The sequence below is a fragment of the Streptomyces sp. NPDC055815 genome, from assembly GCF_053616475.1.
The window spans coordinates 13,180-30,163 of sequence record NZ_JBSHDU010000099.1 but is presented as its reverse complement, the minus strand read 5'-3'; the positions used below and the strand labels follow the sequence as shown (position 1 = coordinate 30,163).

The following is a 16,984-nucleotide window of genomic DNA, read 5'->3' as shown; positions in this document are numbered from 1 at the left end:
CAGGCCCGGTACACGATGCGTGTACCGGGCCCCGCGGCGTTGTGCTCTTGCGGCCGTCCGCTAGGCGGACTTGCGGCTGTCGCGCGGATGCACGGCGATGTTCATGGCGCCGGAGCGCAGGACGGCCAGCCTCTCGGCGAGGACCTCCTCCAGCTCCTCGCGGGTGCGCCGCTCCATGAGCATGTCCCAGTGCGTACGCGCAGGCTTGCCCTTCTTCTCCTCAGGTCCGTCCCCGTCCACCAGGAGTGCCTGGATTCCGCAGACCTTGCACTCCCACTCCGGCGGAATCTCCGCCTCGACCGAGAAGGGCATCTCAAAACGATGTCCCTTCTCGCATGCGTACTCCACCGCCTGGCGCGGGGCCAGATCGATGCCGCGGTCGGTCTCGTAGCTCGTCACCACGAGGCGCGTGCCGCGAAGAGCTCGCTCACTCATGAATCGTGCCTCCCGGGCTTGTCGCCCACAGGACAGGTGTCGCTGTCGTCGTTATCCGGTCAACGTCCGGTCGGCGGTAAAGATTCCCGTGCCGGGTCATGCGTCGCCCGTCGTGCCGCCCCTTGTTGTACCCACCAGTGCCCGTTTTGTCACATCTGACGGCAGATGTGACCCGGTGTCTTCACCAAAGCAGCACGCAGTAACGGTCCGCCTGGCAGGCCAAACGCGTACACTACCGCCCTTTCACCGCCACGTCTAAATACGGTCGGGTATCGGGTTCCCCGCCGCCTCCACCGCACGCCGGACCGGGACCCGGGCGAGCAGCGTGAAACCGACGGCGAAGAAGATCACCAGGGAGATGATGGCATCCCGGTAGCTTCCGGTCAGCTGATACGCGAGACCGAACACCAGCGGACCCAGCCAGCTGAGCCCCCGGTCGCTCATCTCGTACGCCGAGAAGTACTCCGCCTCCTTGCCGCGCGGCACCAGATGCGAGAACAGCGAACGCGACAGCGCCTGGCTGCCGCCCAGGACCAGACCGATCGCGGCCGCCAGGAAGTAGAAGAACACCGGCGAGTGCGCCGGCAGGAAGTAGCCCGCCACCAGGATCAGCGTCCAGACCGCCAGCGAGCCCAGAATCGTCCGCTTGGCGCCGTACACCCGGGCGAGTCGCCCCATCCCGAGGGCCCCCGCCACCGCGAGCACCTGGACCAGCAGGACCGCCGTGATGAGCGTCGTCTGATCGAGGTCCAGCTCCTCGGAGCCGTAGATCGAGGCCTGTGAGATCACCGTCTGCACGCCGTCGTTGTAGATCAGGTACGCGAGGAGGAAGGAGAGCGTCAGCGGGTGCCGGCGCATGTCCTTCAGCGTCGCCCGCAGCTGGCGCCAGCCGCTGCCGACCGCCCCCTCGCCGGCCCGCCCGCCGCCCTCCGGACGGACCTGCCGGTCGCGCAGCCGGCGCAGCGGCACGAGCGTGAAGGCGCCCCACCACACACCGGCCGAGGCCAGACAGATCCGGACCGCCTCGCCCTCCGTGAGCCCGAAGGAGTCGTGGCCCGAGTACAGGACCAGGTTCAGGACGAGGACCAGCGCGCCGGACGTGTACCCGAAGGCCCAGCCGCGCGAGGACACCGCGTCCCGCTCGTCGGGCTCCGCGATCTGCGGCAGATAGGCGTTGTAGAGCACCATCGAGACCGACAGCGAGGCGTTCGCCACGATCAGCAGGAAGGCGCCGAGCAGGTAGCGGTCGCCCGCGAGGAAGAACATCCCCGTCGTGGCCGCCGCCCCCAGGTACGCCGCCGCCGCGAGCAGCGGCTTCTTCCGGCCCGTGCGGTCGGCCGCCGCGCCCACCAGGGGCATCGCCAGGATCGCCACCACGAGCGAGGCGGAGACGGCGTACGCGAACAGCGAGCCCGCCTTCACCGGGATCCCCAGCGGGTGCACGAACCCGTCGGCGTCCGCCGCGGCCCGCGCCACCGAGGTCAGGTACGGCCCCAGGAACACGGTGATCACGCTCGTCGAGTACACGGAGCACGCGAAGTCGTAGAAGTACCAGCCCCGCTGCTCGCGCTTTCGCTCGGCGGGACCGGTGGCGTACTCCTCCGGCTCGGTGGTGTCAGCGGTCACGGCCGCGCCCCCTCGTTCGTCCCCGTGGTCGGGACGCGGCTCAGACCCACGCTCCCCGATCGGTGAGCACGTCGCGCAGCGTCTCCAGATGATCGGTCATGATGCCATCGACCCCCAGGTCGAGGAGAGAGTTCATCCGTGCGGGATCGTTCACGGTCCACACATGGACCTGGAGCCCGCGCGCGTGCGCCTCCCGCACGAACCGGCGGTCGACCACCGGGATCCCCGCCTGGCGCTCCGGGACCTGCGCCGCCACGGCTCCGGCCCGCAGCGCCGCCGGGATCCCCCAGGAGCGCAGCCGCAGCCCGGCGACCCCGCGCACCCCGTACGAGGTGGCGAGCCGCGGACCGGCCAGGCGCTGGGCCCGCGCGATCCGGGACTCGGTGAAGGAGCCGACGCAGACCCGGTCCCAGGCGCCGGTCCTGCGGATCAGGTCGACGAGGGGGGCGAGGGCCGACTCGGCCTTGAGGTCCACGTTCCAGCGGGCCTCGGGGAACTCCTCCAGGAGGTCCTCGAAGAGCGGCAGGGGCTCCTTGCCGGCCACCCGGGCCTCCCGGACCGCCGCCCACGGCAGGTCGCGGATCCGGCCCGTGGTGTCCGTCACACGGTCCAGGGTCGCGTCGTGGAAGGCGACCAGTACCCCGTCGGACGTGGTGTGCACATCGGTCTCGAAGTAGCGGTAGCCCGCCGCGGCGGCCCGGCGGAAGGCGGCCGCGGTGTTCTCCAGGCCGTTCGCCGTGCCGCCGCGGTGGGCGAACGCGAGGGGGGAGGGGTGGTCGAGGTAGGGGTGGCGTACGCGAGTCACGGGCGCAGTATGGCGCCTTCCGGTGTCTCGCTGTCTACGGCGGAGGGGACGGAGTCCGGCCGCTGGGCGACCACGGCGCTCACGGAATCCGGCTCGGGCACGGCGAACCAGCGCAGGAAGAACTGGGCCAGCGGGCCGATCGCCAGCGCGTAGAGGACCGTGCCGACGCCGACCGAGCCGCCGAGCAGGAAGCCGCTGGCGACCACCACCACCTCGATCGCCGTCCGCACCAGCCGGATGGACCGGCCGGTGAGCCGGTGCAGACCCGTCATCAGGCCGTCGCGCGGGCCGGGACCGAACCGCGCAGCGATGTACAGACCGGTCGCCACCCCGTTGAGGACGATGCCGAGCAGAAGCAGCGGCACCTGCTCGACCAGACCGTCGACGTCCGGGACCAGCGCCAGGGTGCCGTCCATCGCCAGACCGATCACGAACACGTTGGAGACCGTGCCGAGCCCGGGCCGCTGCCGGATCGGGACCCACAGGAGCAGCACCGCCGCACCGACGACGATCGACACCACGCCGATGGTCAGCCCGGTCTTCTCGGCGAGACCCTGGTGGAGGACGCCCCAGGGCTCCAGACCGAGCCCGCTGCGCACCAGCAGCGCCGAGCTGACCCCGTACAGCGCGAGTCCGACGTACAGCTGGACGAGCCGACGGGTGAGGTGCCGGCCGTGGAGACCGGAGGCGATGGACAAGGAACTGCCCCCCAAGGTGGTGGTAGTGGACTGACCCATGACACTCTGTGGCGGGGGATCAGGCGTCGCCCATGGCCAATTCGAGGAAGGTGGACTGATTTCCATGGCTCAGTGGACTTCGGCGGTGGGACCGGCTCAGCTCGCCCGGCAGCTCCAGGCGCAGCAGCCCCGGCCCGCCGGACCCGGCGCCCGCAAGCCGCCCGCCTACCGCGCCCTCGCCGACGGCATCCGGCTGCTCGTCCTGGAGGGCCGCGTCCCGGTCGCCGCCCGCCTGCCCGCCGAGCGGGAGCTCGCCCTCGCGCTCACCGTCAGCCGCACCACCGTCGCCGCGGCCTACGAGGCGCTGCGCACCGAGGGCTTCCTGGAGTCACGGCGCGGCGCCGGCAGCTGGACCGCCGTGCCCGCCGGGAACCCGCTGCCCGCGCGCGGCCTCGAACCGCTGCCGCCCGAGTCCCTCGGCTCGATGATCGACCTCGGCTGCGCCGCTCTGCCCGCCCCCGAGCCCTGGCTCACCCGGGGCGTCCAGGGCGCCCTGGAGGAACTGCCGCCCTACGCCCACACGCACGGGGACTACCCGGCCGGGCTGCCCGCGCTCCGGCAGATGCTCGCCGACCGGTACACCGCGCGCGGGATCCCCACCATGCCCGAGCAGATCATGGTCACGACCGGTGCCATGGGCGCCATCGACGCCATCTGCCACCTCTTCGCGGGGCGCGGTGAGCGGATCGCCGTCGAGTCGCCCTCGTACGCCAACATCCTCCAGCTGATGCGCTCGGCCGGCGCCCGCCTCGTGCCCGTCGCCATGGCCGAGGGCCTCGGCAGCTGGGACCTGCCCCGCTGGCGCCAGGTGCTGCGCGACGCGGCGCCCCGCCTCGCGTACGTCGTCGCCGACTTCCACAACCCGACCGGCGCGCTCGCCGACGAGGACCAGCGGCGCCAGCTGGTCGAGGCGGCCCGCTCGGCCGGCACGGTCCTCGTCGTCGACGAGACCATGGCCGAGCTGCACCTGGACGAGGACCTGGAGATGCCCCGGCCGGTCTGCGCCTTCGACCCGGCGGGCGCCACCGTCCTCACGGTCGGCTCGGCCAGCAAGGCCTTCTGGGCGGGCATGCGGATCGGCTGGGTACGGGCCGCGCCCGACGTCATCCGTTCCCTGGTGGCCGCGCGCGCGTACGCCGATCTGGGCACCCCCGTCCTGGAGCAGCTCGGTGTGAACTGGCTGATGCGGACGGGCGGCTGGGAGGAGGCCGTGAGCCTCCGCCGCGAGCAGGCCAGGGAGAACCGGGACGCGCTGGTCGCCGCCGTCCGCCGGGAGCTCCCGGAGTGGGAGTTCTCGGTCCCGCGAGGCGGTCTGACCCTCTGGGTCCGCACCGGCGGCCTCTCCGGCTCCCGGCTCGCGGAGGTGGGCGAGCGGGTCGGCGTCCGCGTCCCCTCCGGTCCCCGCTTCGGCGTCGACGGCGCCTTCGAGGGCTTCGTCCGGCTGCCGTTCACGGTCGGCGGCCCGGTCGCCGACGAGGCGGCCGTCCGGCTCGCCGCCGCGGCCCGACTGGTCGAGTCGGGCGCGGGCGGGGGAGCGGAACCGCCGCGGTCGTTCGTGGCCTGACCGGTCACGCCGACACGTACGAAGGGTCCCCACGCGCGCGCGTGGGGACCCTTCGTACGTGCCGGTGCCGGTCTCAGCCCTCCGCGGGGACGGGGGTGTGGAACGGGGCGGGGCCCGAGTCCGGTTCGGCGCGGGGCGCCGGGGCCGGTTCGGGGGCCGAGCCGGGGACCGTATCGACCACCGCGGCCGAGATCGTCACCGTGTCCGAGGCGGTGACGGCCGGCGGGGAGACGGGCGCGGGCGGGGACACGGGCGCGGGCGGGGTGGTGGGCGCGGGCGGAGTCTTGACCAGGGCGGCGGCCACGGCCGGGGCGGCGGCCACGGCCGGGGTGGCGGGCGCGGCCGGGGCCGTGATCGCGCGGCGCTCCGGGAGGAGGTCGAGGACCGCCCGGCGGTGCGTCTCGCTCGTCGCGTCGTCGTACGGGTCGGGCGTCGCCGGCACCTGGAGCCGCAGGACCGGACCGGTGCCCAGGCGCGCGTAGCCACGGCCCGCGGGGACCTCCGGCGTCGGCGTGGTGTGCGGCCGGGCGCCGAGCACGGCGGCGATCTGCTCCGGACCGGCGGGGCCGAGGACGATCCGGGCCCTGGTGTGGGTCCGTACCGACTCGCTCAGCGTGTCGACGGAGTCGAACTGCTCGGCCACCACGACCGTGACCTGCGCCGCCCGCCCGTGCCGCAGCGGCACCTGGAGCAGCTCCTGCGGGTCGGGGCGGCCGTCGGCGGCGGCCAGGTGGCCGAGGACGCTCGGCCGGTCGAGCAGGATCCACAGCGGCCGGCGGGTGTCCTCGGGCGCCGGCTGCCCGGCCTGCCGGGCGCGGTTCGCGGCGATGAGCCGCCGCTCCGTCTCGGTCGCCGCCCACTCCAGGGTGGCGAGGGCGCCGGAGAGCCCGCACTCGACCGCGAGGACGCCGTCGCGGCCGGTCAGGCACGCGTACTCGCCGGTGCCGCCGCCCTCGACGATCAGCACGTCGCCGTGGGGGAGGGCCTGGAGGGCGATCGAGCGCAGCAGGGAGGTGGTGCCGCTGCCGGGCTGGCCGACGGCGAGCAGGTGCGGCTCGGTGGAGCGGGGGCCGGTGCGCCAGACGACGGCGGGCGCGTCCTCCGTGCCGTCCGCCGCGACCACGGGCACGGTCCGCTGCACGGCGTCGGCGTCGGTGAAGCCGAGGACGGTCTCGCCCGGCACCGTGACGAAGCGCTGGGCGGCGATGGTGGTGGGCAGGGCGGGCAGCACGCTCATGACGAGCCGGTTGCCCTCCTCGTCCCAGTCGAAGAGGTACTCGCGGCCGCGCCCCGACTTGGCGTGCAGCAGCTGCTCGATGCGGGCGCGGGCGGCCGGCTCGCCGTCGGTGAAGTACGGGGGGTACGCGATGCGCAGCCGGGTGAGCCGCCCGTCCTCGTCGAAGGCGTACTCCCCGAAGGCGGCGCTCCACTCCCCGCCGTGGGCGAAGAGCGGCGAGGGGTCCTCGGGGACGGAGAAGTACGGCACGAGGGCCTCGTACAGGCCCTTGAGACGGGCGATCTCCGCATCGTCGGGCCCGGTCTTCACGACCGGGCGTTCCCGCCCCTTCCAGGCGGCCGCGGCCATCAGCACGACGAGCGCGAGGAGCGGCCCGTACGGCATGAGGGCGACGACCAGGACGCAGGCCGCGACCAGGAGCAGCGTGGGACCACGCCGCTCCTTCGGCGTCGCGGCCCACTTGGCGCGCGCGGTCGCGGCCAGCTTCCGCAGACCACGGGAGACCGTGATCAGTGGATGGAGCACGTCGGTGGCGCTGTCGGCGGCCGAGCGCGCGATCTCTCGACTACGAGCGATCTGTGCGCTGCCGCTGCTCAGAATGCGGGGGAGTGGTCGCCGGGCCACGAAGTACTCCTGAATCGCTGGAAGGGACTGGAGGGCGTCAGAACTTGATCCCGCCCAGGAGGCCGGCGAGGCTCTGCCCACCCGCCGTGATGCTCGGGGCGATGGCGGTGCCCGCGAGGTAGAAGCCGAACAGCGCGCTGACGAGGGCGTGCGAGGCCTTCATCCCGTCCTTCTTGAAGAACAGGAAGCAGATGATGCCGAGCAGGACCACGCCTGAGATGGACAGGATCATTGGTTGTTCTCCTGGTTGAGGGGACAGTCACCATGAGTCCTTCCAGGTTCACAGCAAGTATCTATGTGACTAAAGGTGCATTCGAGTGAAAAACGGTCGATTTCACTTGACCGGCGGACGCCGGACGCCTCGCCGGGTGGCGAAATGCCCGGCGTGCGCTAGAAGCGGGTCCGGGGACGGGATGACGTGATCTTTGCCTCGGCCGGGCGCGGTCATGTCGCCGGACGGGCAGTACCCTGTCGATTCACTCGTACGGCCGCGCTTGCCGTGCACAGGCCAACAACGCAGGAGAGAGGCGGTCCACCCGATGAGCGAGACTCCGGACCCCGAGGTCATCGAGCTGGCGTCCAAGGTCTTCGACCTCGCACGCACGGGTGACACCGACGCCCTCGCCGCCTACCTCGACGCGGGCGTCCCCGCGAACCTCACCAACGACAGGGGCGACACCCTCGTCATGCTCGCCGCCTACCACGGCCACGCCGCCGCGGTCACCGCCCTCCTGGAGCGCGGCGCCGAGGCCGACCGCGCCAACGACCGCGGCCAGACCCCGCTCGCCGGCGCCGTCTTCAAGGGCGGGGACGCCGTCGTCCGCGCCCTCCTCGCCGGCGGCGCAGATCCGGAGGCCGGGACTCCGTCCGCGCTCGACACCGCCCGCATGTTCGGCAAGACCGAGCTCCTGGAGCTCTTCGGAGCCAGGTGAACGGCAGCTGAACCCCAGGTGGGAGCAGCGTCGTAAATGTGGTCGCGGTGGCGAAATGGGTGGGTCATCATGACGTCGGGCCCGGCAAAACGGGCCACCGACGAGAGGCTGAGGAAGATGGTCACTGGCAGGCGAATGACGACGACGGGCGGCCCCGAATGTTGTCGCACGGCCTAGGCGTACGGGCGATGTACCGCCCGACCGGGCTCTCCCCGGTATCCCCCGGTCGTGTCGACAGCTTGATGTGAGGCGTCTTCCCATGTTCGATCCAGTCATAGCGCCGAGCGGCACCCTGCTCGGCCTGCTGCAGCGGGGCCGCGGCGACGGCACCCTGCACGCGCTCGCCGCGCCACGCGCCGAGGCCCTCGCGGCCCTCAACCACTGCGTTCTCGACGACCCCCGCCACGACTGGCAGGTCGAGAACCGCTCCCTGTACTACGCCCGTCTCTACCTGGACCTCCACGGAGGCCTGGACGAGATCGAGGCGCACCTCTTCGCTGCCGAGGACCACCTCGACACCGAGGAGTCCCGGACCGGGCTCGCGCTCGCCGTCCTCGGGCACCTCGCCTCCTACGGGCGCCAGGACGCCCTGCTGCTGCTCCGGCGGTACGCGGCGACCGGCGCCAACTGGGCCTGGGCCCTCGACGAGCTCGCCGTCCGCGACGACGACGCCGGACTCCGCGCGCTCGCCGTGCCCGTCCTCGCCCGCTTCCCGGCCGACGCGGAGGGCGAGGCCGAGCTGGCCGCCGTCGTCCGCGACGCCTTCGAGCCCCGACCCTGGCGGCTCTGGGCCGAGGACCCGCGCGAGTCCGTCGGCGCCCGCGTCCGGGCCGCCCGGGACCAGGGCTCCTTCGACCGCTGGCAGCGCCAGATGCGCCCCGCCGGGCCCCGCCCCGGCTGGAGCGTCAAGGCCGTCCTCGACTGGGCGCAGGAGGGGTACGAGCGCGGTGCCGTGCTGCACGGCCCCGCCGCCCGCTGCCTGACCGCCGTCGCCGGACCCGAGGACCGGCCCGAGCTGCTCGCCGCCGCCCGGTACGGAGCGGCCGGAGCCCGCGGCGCCGCCCTCCACCACCTCGCCGAGTCACGGGACCCCGCCGTCCTCGACCTCGTCGAGGCCGCGGCCGACGGCGACTCCCGCGAGATCGCCGACGCCGCCGTCGCCGCCTACCGGCGGATGTGCGGCGAGGACGCCGTCGCCCGCGCCCGCGCGTGGGTCCGGCGCACCGACGCCCTCGGCACCGCCGCCGCCGAGGTCCTCGCCTGCCGCGGCACCGCCCAGGACACCCCCCTCGTCCTCGGCGCCCTGCGCGGCACCGTCCGCTCCGCAGGACCCGACGCCCCCGAGCTCGGCTGCCTCGTCGACGGCGCCGGACGCCTCGGCATCGCCTGCGCGGCGCCCGTGCTGCGCCACGTCTACCGCGAGACGACCTCCTCCCAGCTGCGCGGCCGCGTGGCCCGCGCCCTCGCCGCCACCGACACCACCTTCGCGACCGGCTTCGCCGTCGAATGCCTGTGGGACTGCGAGGAGACCACCCGCGAGGTCGCGGCCCAGCACGCCGAGACCGGTGACGTGCGCGTCGCCGAACGATTGCGCCGGCTCGCCGCGGATCCCGCCGAAGAGGTCGAGGTCCAGACCGCGGTACGCAACCGGATAGGGCCGGACCTCCAGGTCTGACCCCGGCTCCGGGGCAGCGACAGGTCCGACCACCCCCTCCCGGCCCGACCTGCCGCCCCCGAGCCACCCGCCACCCGGCCCCCGGGGCGGCGCGGCCTGCGGCGGACGACCCGCCGACCGTGGCCCCGCCCCGGGGGCCGGTGCGTTTTCCCGGCTCCGGGGGAAACGCTCATGGGACGTTCCCTCCCCGTCCAGATCCACGTCGGCGGGGACACGCCAAGCCGGACGACAACACCCCTATGCGTGTCGTCATCGTCACCGAATCCTTCCCTCCCGACGTCAACGGAGTGGCGCACTGCGCCCTGCAGACCGCGCGCCACCTCGTCCGGCGGGGCCACACCCCGCTCGTCATCGCCCCCGCCGTCGCCGTCGCCGACCCGGCCGCGGACGCCGACGCCCCCTGCGCCGTCGTCCGGGTGCCCTCTCTCCCTCTCCCCGGCTATCCGCAGGTGCGGGTCGCCCTCCCCAGCCGGCGGGTGGCCGCCGCCATCGCCGCCCACCGCGCCGACCTCGTCCACCTCGCCGGACCGTTCGTCCTCGGCGTCCGGGGCATGACCGCCGCCGCCCGGCTCGGCATACCCGCCGTCGCCGTCTACCAGACCGACCTCGCCGGCTACGCGCGCACGTACGTCGGGACCGGCGAGGGCGCCGCCTGGCGCCGCCTGCGCGCCGTGCACGGCGCCGCCGACCGCACCCTCGCCCCGTCCTCCGCCGCCGTCCGCGACCTGGAGGCCCACGGCATCGGCCGCATCCGGCTCTGGGGACGAGGCGTCGACACCGTCCGCTTCCGCCCCGAACTGCGCGACACCGCCCTGCGCCGAGAGCTCGCCCCCGACGGAGAGCTCCTCGTCGGCTACGTGGGCCGGCTCGCCCCCGAGAAGCGGGTGGACCTGCTCGCCGGGGCCTGCGCGCTGCCCGGCGTCCGGGTCGTGGTCGTCGGGGACGGGCCCAGCGGGCCCGCTCTCCGGGCCGCCCTGCCGGGCGCCCGGTTCCTGGGCCGCCGCACCGGCGCCGACCTCGCCCGGATCTACGCCTCGCTCGACGTCTTCGCGCACACCGGCCCGTACGAGACCTTCTGCCAGACCGTCCAGGAGGCCATGGCGAGCGGGGTCCCGGTCGTCGCCCCGGCCGCCGGCGGCCCCCTCGACCTGGTCGACCACGGCCGCACCGGGCTCCTCGTGCCCCCGGGCGACCCGGACGCGCTGCGCGAGGCGATCGCCGCGCTCGCCGCCGCGCCGGGGACGCGCGCCGCGTACGGCCGGGCCGGGCGCGCCGCCGTCGAGGGGCGCACCTGGGAGGCGCTCGGCGACGAGCTGATCGACCACTACCTGGAGGTGCTGCGCGAGCGGACGGCGGTGGCGGCATGAGCGGCGCCAGAACGGGGAGCGGCTCCGGCACGGGCGAGGTCCGGACGGGGAGCGGCTCCGGCTCGGGCGAGGTCCGGACGGGAAGCGGCTCCGGCTCGCGTGAAGGCCGGACGGGGAGCGGCTCCGGGCTCAGGATCGTGCGGCTCGCGAACTTCGTGACCCCCACCTCGGGCGGCCTCCGCACCGCCCTCGACCAGCTCGGCCGCGGCTACCTCGCCGCCGGGCACGAACCCGTCCTCGTCGTCCCCGGCGACATCGCGAGCGACCAGCACACCCCGCAGGGCCGGGTCGTCACCCTCCCCGGCCCCGTCCTGCCCGGCACCGGCGGCTACCGGGTCATGGCCGACAAGGGCCGGGTCCGCCGCCTCCTCGACGAACTCGCCCCCGACCGGATCGAGGTCTCCGACCGCACCACGCTGCGGTGGACGGGGGAATGGTCGCGACGCGCCCGCGTGCCGTCGGTCATGGTCTCCCACGAGACCGCCGACGGCGTGCTGCGCACGTGGGGCGTGCCGCCCGCCCTCGCCGCCCGCGCCGCGGACCGGCTCAACCGGCGCACCGCGTGGGCCTACGCACGGATCGTGTGCACGACGGAGTGGGCGGAGCGCGAGTTCGTACGGATCGGGGCGCGCAACGTCGTACGGGCTCCGCTCGGCGTGGACCTGGAACGCTGCCGGCCCGGCCGCCGCAGCACCGCGCTCCGGGCCCGCTACACGGGCGGGGAGCGGGTGCTGCTCCTGCTGTGCTCCCGGCTCTCGGTCGAGAAGCGGCCGGGCACGGCCCTGGACGCCCTGGAGGAGCTGCGGGGCCTGGGGATCGCGGCGGCGCTCGTGGTCGCGGGGGACGGGCCGCTGAGGGCCTCCCTGGAGCGGCGGGCGCGCGAGCGGCGCCTCCCCGTGCGGTTCCTGGGTCACGTGGCCGACCGGGAGGCCCTGGCGGACCTCCAGGCGGCGGCCGACGTGTGCCTGGCCCCGGGGCCCGCGGAGACCTTCGGCCTCTCCGCCCTTGAGGCCCTCGCCTGCGGGACCCCCGTCGTGGTCAGCGCCTCCTCGGCCCTGCCGGAGGTCGTGGGCACGGCGGGGGCGTCCGCCGCCGACACACCGGGGGCCTTCGCCGAGGGGGTACGGGGTCTCCTCGCGGCCCCGGAGAGCGTCCGCCGCCGGGCGGCACGCGCGCGTGCGGAGGTCTTCACCTGGGACCGTGCCGTCACCGCCTTCCTCCAGGCCCACGACGCCCTTCCGGCGCCCCGGCCGCGCGTCCCCGAGGAGGCCCGCCGATGAGACGGGAAACGGCGGGGGCGGCCGCCGCGCCTGAGGCGCCGGCTCCCGTCCCCGGGGCCCGGCTGCCCGCCGCACCCGAGACAGCCCCCGGCGCCCCGGGCTCCGTACCGGGGCTCCCGGCGGCCCGCACCGGCGACCCCGCGGGGGCCGCCGGCACCGGGCCCCTGCGGTTCGTCGTCCTCGGGGACTCGTTCAGCGAGGGCGTCGGGGACCGGGTCGGCGGGGCCTGGCGCGGCTGGGCGGCCCTGCTCGCCGAGGGCCTCGCGCCCGAGGGCCTCGTACCCGAGGAGCGGGGGCCGGAGGGGCTCGGGGCCGAGCCGCGCGGGACTCGGGGCCTCGGAGCCGAAGTGCGCGGGGCGGAGGCGCCGGGGGCGGAGGCGTCGCGGCAGGGGGCCGTCTTTCTCAACCTCGCCGTCAGCGGGGCACTCAGCGCCGACGTCGCCGAGCGACAGGCCCCCCGCGCCCTCGCGTTCCGCCCCCACCTCGCCTCCGTCGTCGTCGGCGTCAACGACACCCTCCGCCGGACCTTCGACATCGCGCTCCTCGCCCGCCGACTTGACCGGGTCTGCGCCGACCTCGACGCCCTCGGAGCGGTACTCCTGACGGCCTGTCTCCCGGATCCGGGGCGGATGCTCGGCCTGCCCCCACCCCTGGCCCGCCCGCTCGCCCGCCGTCAGCGCTCCGTCAACGCGGTCGTGCACGCGCTCTCCGCCCGGTACGGGGCCGTCCATCTGCACCTGGCCGACCCCGCCTGGACCGAGGACCGCACCCTGTGGAGCGCGGACCGGCTGCACCCCGGCGAGCGCGGCCACCGGGCCGTCGCCGCCGGCTTCCACGGCCTCCTCGCCGCCCGGGGACTCGCCCACGGCGCACCGCCCTCGACGGAGCCCGCCCAGCCACCGCCGACCCCTACCGAGGCCCTCCTCTGGCTCGCCACCGCCGGCACCGGCTGGGTGCTGCGCCGCAGCCGCGACCTGCTGCCGCAGCTCCTCCTGCTCGCCGGCGCCGAACTGCGCCACTGGGCCGACGGCACCGGCACGGCGCCGCTGGACGCGCGCGCGGACGACGCCCTCGCGGCGGCGCTCGCGGCCACAATGGGGAGATGACCGGGCGCTGGGAGTTCTGGATCGACCGCGGCGGCACCTTCACCGACGTCGTCGGGCGACGGCCCGACGGCCGGCTCGTCACCCGCAAGGTGCTTTCCCACGACCCCGCCCGCCGTCAGGACGCGGCTGTCGCCGGCATCCGCCTCCTGCTCGGCCTGGGCCCCGACGAACCCGTCCCGGCCGACCGGATCGCCGTCGTCAAGATGGGCACGACCGTCGCCACCAACGCCCTCCTGGAGCGGCGCGGCGAGCCGACCGTGCTCCTGATCACCGAGGGCTTCCGCGACGCGCTCCGCATCGCCTACCAGAACCGGCCGCGGCTCTTCGACCGCCACATCGTGCTGCCCGAGGCGGTGTACGCGCGCGTGATCGAGGTTCCCGAGCGGGTCGACGCGCACGGCGGCGTCGTCCGGCCGCTGGACGAGTCCGCCGTCGCCGCAGCGCTCGCCGCGGCGCACCGCGACGGTTTCCGCTCCGCCGCGGTCGTCCTCCTGCACGGCTACCGGCATCCCGAGCACGAGGCCCTGGTCGCGGCGGCGGCGAGGGAGGCGGGCTTCACGCAGGTCAGCTGCTCGCACGAGGTCAGCCCGCTCATCAAGCTGGTCCCGCGCGGGGACACCACCGTCGTCGACGCCTACCTCTCGCCGATCCTGCGCCGGTACGTCGACGAGGTCGCCGGTGAACTCGCCGGAATCCGCCTCATGTTCATGCAGTCCAACGGCGGCCTGCGCGAGGCGGCCCACTTCCGCGGCAAGGACGCCGTCCTGTCGGGACCCGCCGGCGGGGTCGTCGGCATGGCCCGCACCTCGGCGCAGGCGGGACACGAGCGTGTCATCGGCTTCGACATGGGCGGCACCTCCACCGATGTGTCGCACTACGCGGGCACCTTCGAGCGTGAACTCGGTACACAGGTCGCGGGCGTGCGGATGCGGGCGCCCATGATGAGCATCCACACCGTCGCGGCGGGCGGCGGCTCCGTCCTCCACTACGACGGGCGCCGCTACCGCGTCGGCCCCGACTCGGCCGGCGCCGTCCCCGGACCCGCCTGCTACCGCCGCGGCGGCCCCCTGACGGTCACCGACGCCAACGTCATGCTCGGGCGTGTACAGCCCGAGCACTTCCCCGCCGTCTTCGGCGAGACCGGCGACCTCCCCCTCGACGCCGAGGTCGTACGGGAGAAGTTCGAGGCCCTCGCCCGGGAGGTCGGCGGCGGCCGCACGCCCGAGGAGGTCGCCGCCGGCTTCCTGGAGATCGCCGTCCTCAACATGGCGAACGCCGTCAAGAAGATCTCCGTGGAGCGCGGCCACGACATCACCCGCTACGCCCTCACCAGCTTCGGCGGCGCCGGCGGCCAGCACGCGTGCGCGGTCGCCGACGCCCTGGGCGTCGACACCGTCCTCGTACCCCCACTGGCCGGGGTGCTCTCGGCGTACGGGATCGGGCTCGCCGACGCCACCGCCATGCGGGAGAAGTCCGTCGAGGCCGAACTCGACGCCGCCGGCACCCATGAGCGCGTGACGGCCCTCTGCGCCGAACTCGCCGACCGCACCCGCGAGGAGCTGCGCGACGACGGACTCCCGGACGAGGCCGTCACCACGCACGCGCGCGTGCTCCTGCGGTACGCGGGCACCGACGCGAGCCTTCCCGTCGACCTCGCACCGGCCGACGAGCTGAAAACCGCGTTCACAGACGTTCACCGCGCGCGGTACGCCTTCACCCTCGACCGGCCGCTCGTCGTCGAAGCCGTCACCGTCGAGGCCGTCGGCACCGCCGGACCGCACGGCCCCGTCCTCGTCGACACCGCGGAGCGCGCCGGTGCTCCCGCTCCCGTGGCCACCGTCCGGATGCACAGCGCCGGCACCCCCCACGACGCCCCGCTCCACCGGCGCGGGGACCTGCGGCCCGGCGACAGCGTCGACGGGCCCGCGATCCTCGCCGAGGCCGACGCGACGACCGTCGTCGACACCGGCTGGCGGGCCACCGCGACCGACGAGGGCCACCTCCTGCTGCACCGCGTCGTCCCCCGCCCCGCGCGCGTGGCCGCCGGAACGGACGTGGACCCCGTCCTCCTTGAGGTCTTCAACAACCTCTTCATGTCCATCGCCGAGCAGATGGGCGTCCGCCTGGAGAACACCGCCCAGTCCGTCAACATCAAGGAACGCCTCGACTTCTCCTGCGCCCTCTTCGACGCCGAGGGCAACCTGATCGCCAACGCCCCCCACATCCCCGTCCACCTCGGCTCCATGGGGGAGTCCATCAAGGAGGTGCTGCGCCGGCGCGCGGGCGACCTGCGCCCCGGCGACGTGTACGCGATCAACGACCCGTACCACGGCGGCACGCACCTCCCCGACGTCACCGTCGTCACGCCGGTGTTCGACGAGACCGGAGACGAACTCCGCTTCCTGGTCGCCTCGCGCGGCCACCACGCCGAGATCGGCGGCATCACCCCGGGCTCCATGCCGGCCTTCAGCCGGACCGTCGACGAGGAGGGCGTCCTCTTCGACAACTGGCTGCTCGTCCGCGACGGAAAGCTGCGCGACACCGAGACCCGCGCCCTGCTCACCGGCGCCCGCCACCCCTCCCGCGACCCGGACACCAACCTCGCCGACCTGCGCGCCCAGATCGCCGCCAACGAGAAGGGCATCGAGGAACTGCGCCGCACGGTCGAGGAGTTCGGGCTCGACGTCGTCCAGGCCTACATGCGGCACGTCCGCGCCAACGCCGAGGAGTCCGTGCGGCGCATCGTGGCGCGCCTCGACGACGGCGCGTACCGCTACGAGACCGACGGGGGAGCGGTGATCCAGGTCGCCGTCCGGGTCGACCGGGAACGGCGCTCCGCCGTCCTCGACTTCACCGGCACCTCCGCCCAGCTGCCCGGGAACGCCAACGCGCCCACCGCCGTCGTCATGGCCGCCGTCCTGTACGTCTTCCGCACCCTCGTCGACGAGGACATCCCGCTCAACAGCGGCTGCCTGGAGCCCCTGGAGGTCCGCGTCCCGCCCGGCTCCATGCTCGCCCCCGTCCACCCGGCGGCCACCGTCGCCGGGAACGTCGAGACCTCCCAGGCCGTCACGGGCGCCCTCTACGCGGCCCTCGGAGTCCAGGCCGAGGGCTCCGGCACCATGAACAACCTCACCTTCGGCAACGCGCGCGTGCAGTACTACGAGACCGTCGCGAGCGGCTCGGGCGCGGGCGACGGCTTCGACGGCGCCGACGCCGTCCAGACCCACATGACCAACTCGCGGCTCACGGACCCCGAGATCCTGGAGTGGCGCCACCCAGTCCGGGTCGACGCCTTCGCGGTACGGGAGGACAGCGGCGGGCGCGGGCGGTGGCGCGGCGGCCACGGCGTGGAGCGGCGGCTGCGCTTCCTGGAGCCGATGACGGTGGCCCTCCTCACCGGACACCGCAGGGTCCCGCCGTACGGGATGGCGGGCGGCGAGCCGGGCGCGCTCGGCGAGAACCTGGTGGAACGCGCCGACGGCACCGTCGAGCACCTCGAAGGCGCCGCCACCACGGACGTGCGCCCCGACGACGTCCTCGTCCTGCGCACCCCGGGCGGCGGGGGCTACGGCCCACCGCCCCTCTGAACCGCC

General features: G+C 74.6%; 13 protein-coding genes. 7 read left to right on the top strand and 6 right to left on the bottom strand.

Translation table 11 applies throughout. The features are described 5' to 3' along the window. Positions 1 to 60 precede the first annotated feature (60 nt). The 4 genes from ACWGN5_RS37295 to yczE form a co-directional block, all read right to left on the bottom strand. A complete protein-coding gene (locus ACWGN5_RS37295) occupies positions 61 to 435 on the bottom strand; it encodes an RNA polymerase-binding protein RbpA (protein ID WP_015032218.1) in 375 nt (124 codons plus the stop codon). Positions 436 to 690: 255 nt separating this feature from the next. Beyond that, a complete protein-coding gene (locus tag ACWGN5_RS37290) occupies positions 691 to 2,061 on the bottom strand; it encodes an MFS transporter (protein ID WP_453522849.1) in 1,371 nt (456 codons plus the stop codon). 40 nt (positions 2,062 to 2,101) lie between these two features. Then, positions 2,102 to 2,866: a glycerophosphodiester phosphodiesterase gene (locus tag ACWGN5_RS37285; RefSeq protein WP_453522848.1), complete on the bottom strand. Its 765-nt coding sequence runs from the start codon at positions 2,864 to 2,866 to the stop codon at positions 2,102 to 2,104. Then, positions 2,863 to 3,603 (bottom strand): membrane protein YczE, encoded by a 741-nt coding sequence (gene yczE / locus ACWGN5_RS37280; RefSeq protein WP_453522847.1) that lies wholly within the window; start codon positions 3,601 to 3,603, stop codon positions 2,863 to 2,865. The genes ACWGN5_RS37285 and yczE overlap by 4 nt, the downstream gene beginning before the upstream one ends. Positions 3,604 to 3,667: 64 nt before the next feature. Here yczE and ACWGN5_RS37275 point away from each other — a divergent pair, with 64 nt between their 5' ends. Then, positions 3,668 to 5,167 (top strand): SCO1417 family MocR-like transcription factor, encoded by a 1,500-nt coding sequence (locus tag ACWGN5_RS37275; RefSeq protein ID WP_453522846.1) that lies wholly within the window; start codon positions 3,668 to 3,670, stop codon positions 5,165 to 5,167. 73 nt (positions 5,168 to 5,240) lie between these two features. On the opposite strand, the gene ACWGN5_RS37270 is transcribed toward ACWGN5_RS37275, so the two are convergent. Further along, a complete protein-coding gene (locus ACWGN5_RS37270) occupies positions 5,241 to 7,028 on the bottom strand; it encodes a hypothetical protein (protein WP_453522845.1) in 1,788 nt (595 codons plus the stop codon). Between the two features lie 37 nt (positions 7,029 to 7,065). Further along, positions 7,066 to 7,260, bottom strand: coding sequence for a hypothetical protein (locus ACWGN5_RS37265; protein ID WP_015032212.1), 195 nt, complete (start codon positions 7,258 to 7,260; stop codon positions 7,066 to 7,068). A gap of 307 nt (positions 7,261 to 7,567) precedes the next feature. Between ACWGN5_RS37265 and ACWGN5_RS37260 the strand changes: the two genes are divergently transcribed. The 6 genes from ACWGN5_RS37260 (at position 7,568) to ACWGN5_RS37235 (ending at position 16,978) form a co-directional block, all read left to right on the top strand. Next, positions 7,568 to 7,960: an ankyrin repeat domain-containing protein gene (locus ACWGN5_RS37260; RefSeq protein WP_453522844.1), complete on the top strand. Its 393-nt coding sequence runs from the start codon at positions 7,568 to 7,570 to the stop codon at positions 7,958 to 7,960. Between the two features lie 259 nt (positions 7,961 to 8,219). Next, positions 8,220 to 9,635, top strand: a complete 1,416-nt coding sequence (locus ACWGN5_RS37255) for a HEAT repeat domain-containing protein (RefSeq protein WP_453522843.1) — start codon at positions 8,220 to 8,222, stop codon at positions 9,633 to 9,635. Between the two features lie 239 nt (positions 9,636 to 9,874). Beyond that, entirely contained in the window at positions 9,875 to 11,002 is a 1,128-nt protein-coding gene (locus tag ACWGN5_RS37250) for a glycosyltransferase family 4 protein (RefSeq protein ID WP_453522842.1), read from the top strand. After that, a complete protein-coding gene (locus ACWGN5_RS37245) occupies positions 10,999 to 12,282 on the top strand; it encodes a glycosyltransferase (protein ID WP_453522841.1) in 1,284 nt (427 codons plus the stop codon). The genes ACWGN5_RS37250 and ACWGN5_RS37245 overlap by 4 nt, the downstream gene beginning before the upstream one ends. Continuing rightward, positions 12,279 to 13,388 carry an SGNH/GDSL hydrolase family protein gene (locus tag ACWGN5_RS37240; protein WP_453522840.1) on the top strand — a complete coding sequence of 370 codons (1,110 nt, stop codon included), beginning with the start codon at positions 12,279 to 12,281 and terminating at the stop codon, positions 13,386 to 13,388. Before ACWGN5_RS37245 ends, ACWGN5_RS37240 begins: the two co-directional genes overlap by 4 nt. Beyond that, on the top strand, positions 13,385 to 16,978 hold the full coding sequence (locus ACWGN5_RS37235) for a hydantoinase B/oxoprolinase family protein (RefSeq protein ID WP_453522839.1): 3,594 nt from the start codon (positions 13,385 to 13,387) through the stop codon (positions 16,976 to 16,978). Before ACWGN5_RS37240 ends, ACWGN5_RS37235 begins: the two co-directional genes overlap by 4 nt. Positions 16,979 to 16,984 lie beyond the last annotated feature (6 nt).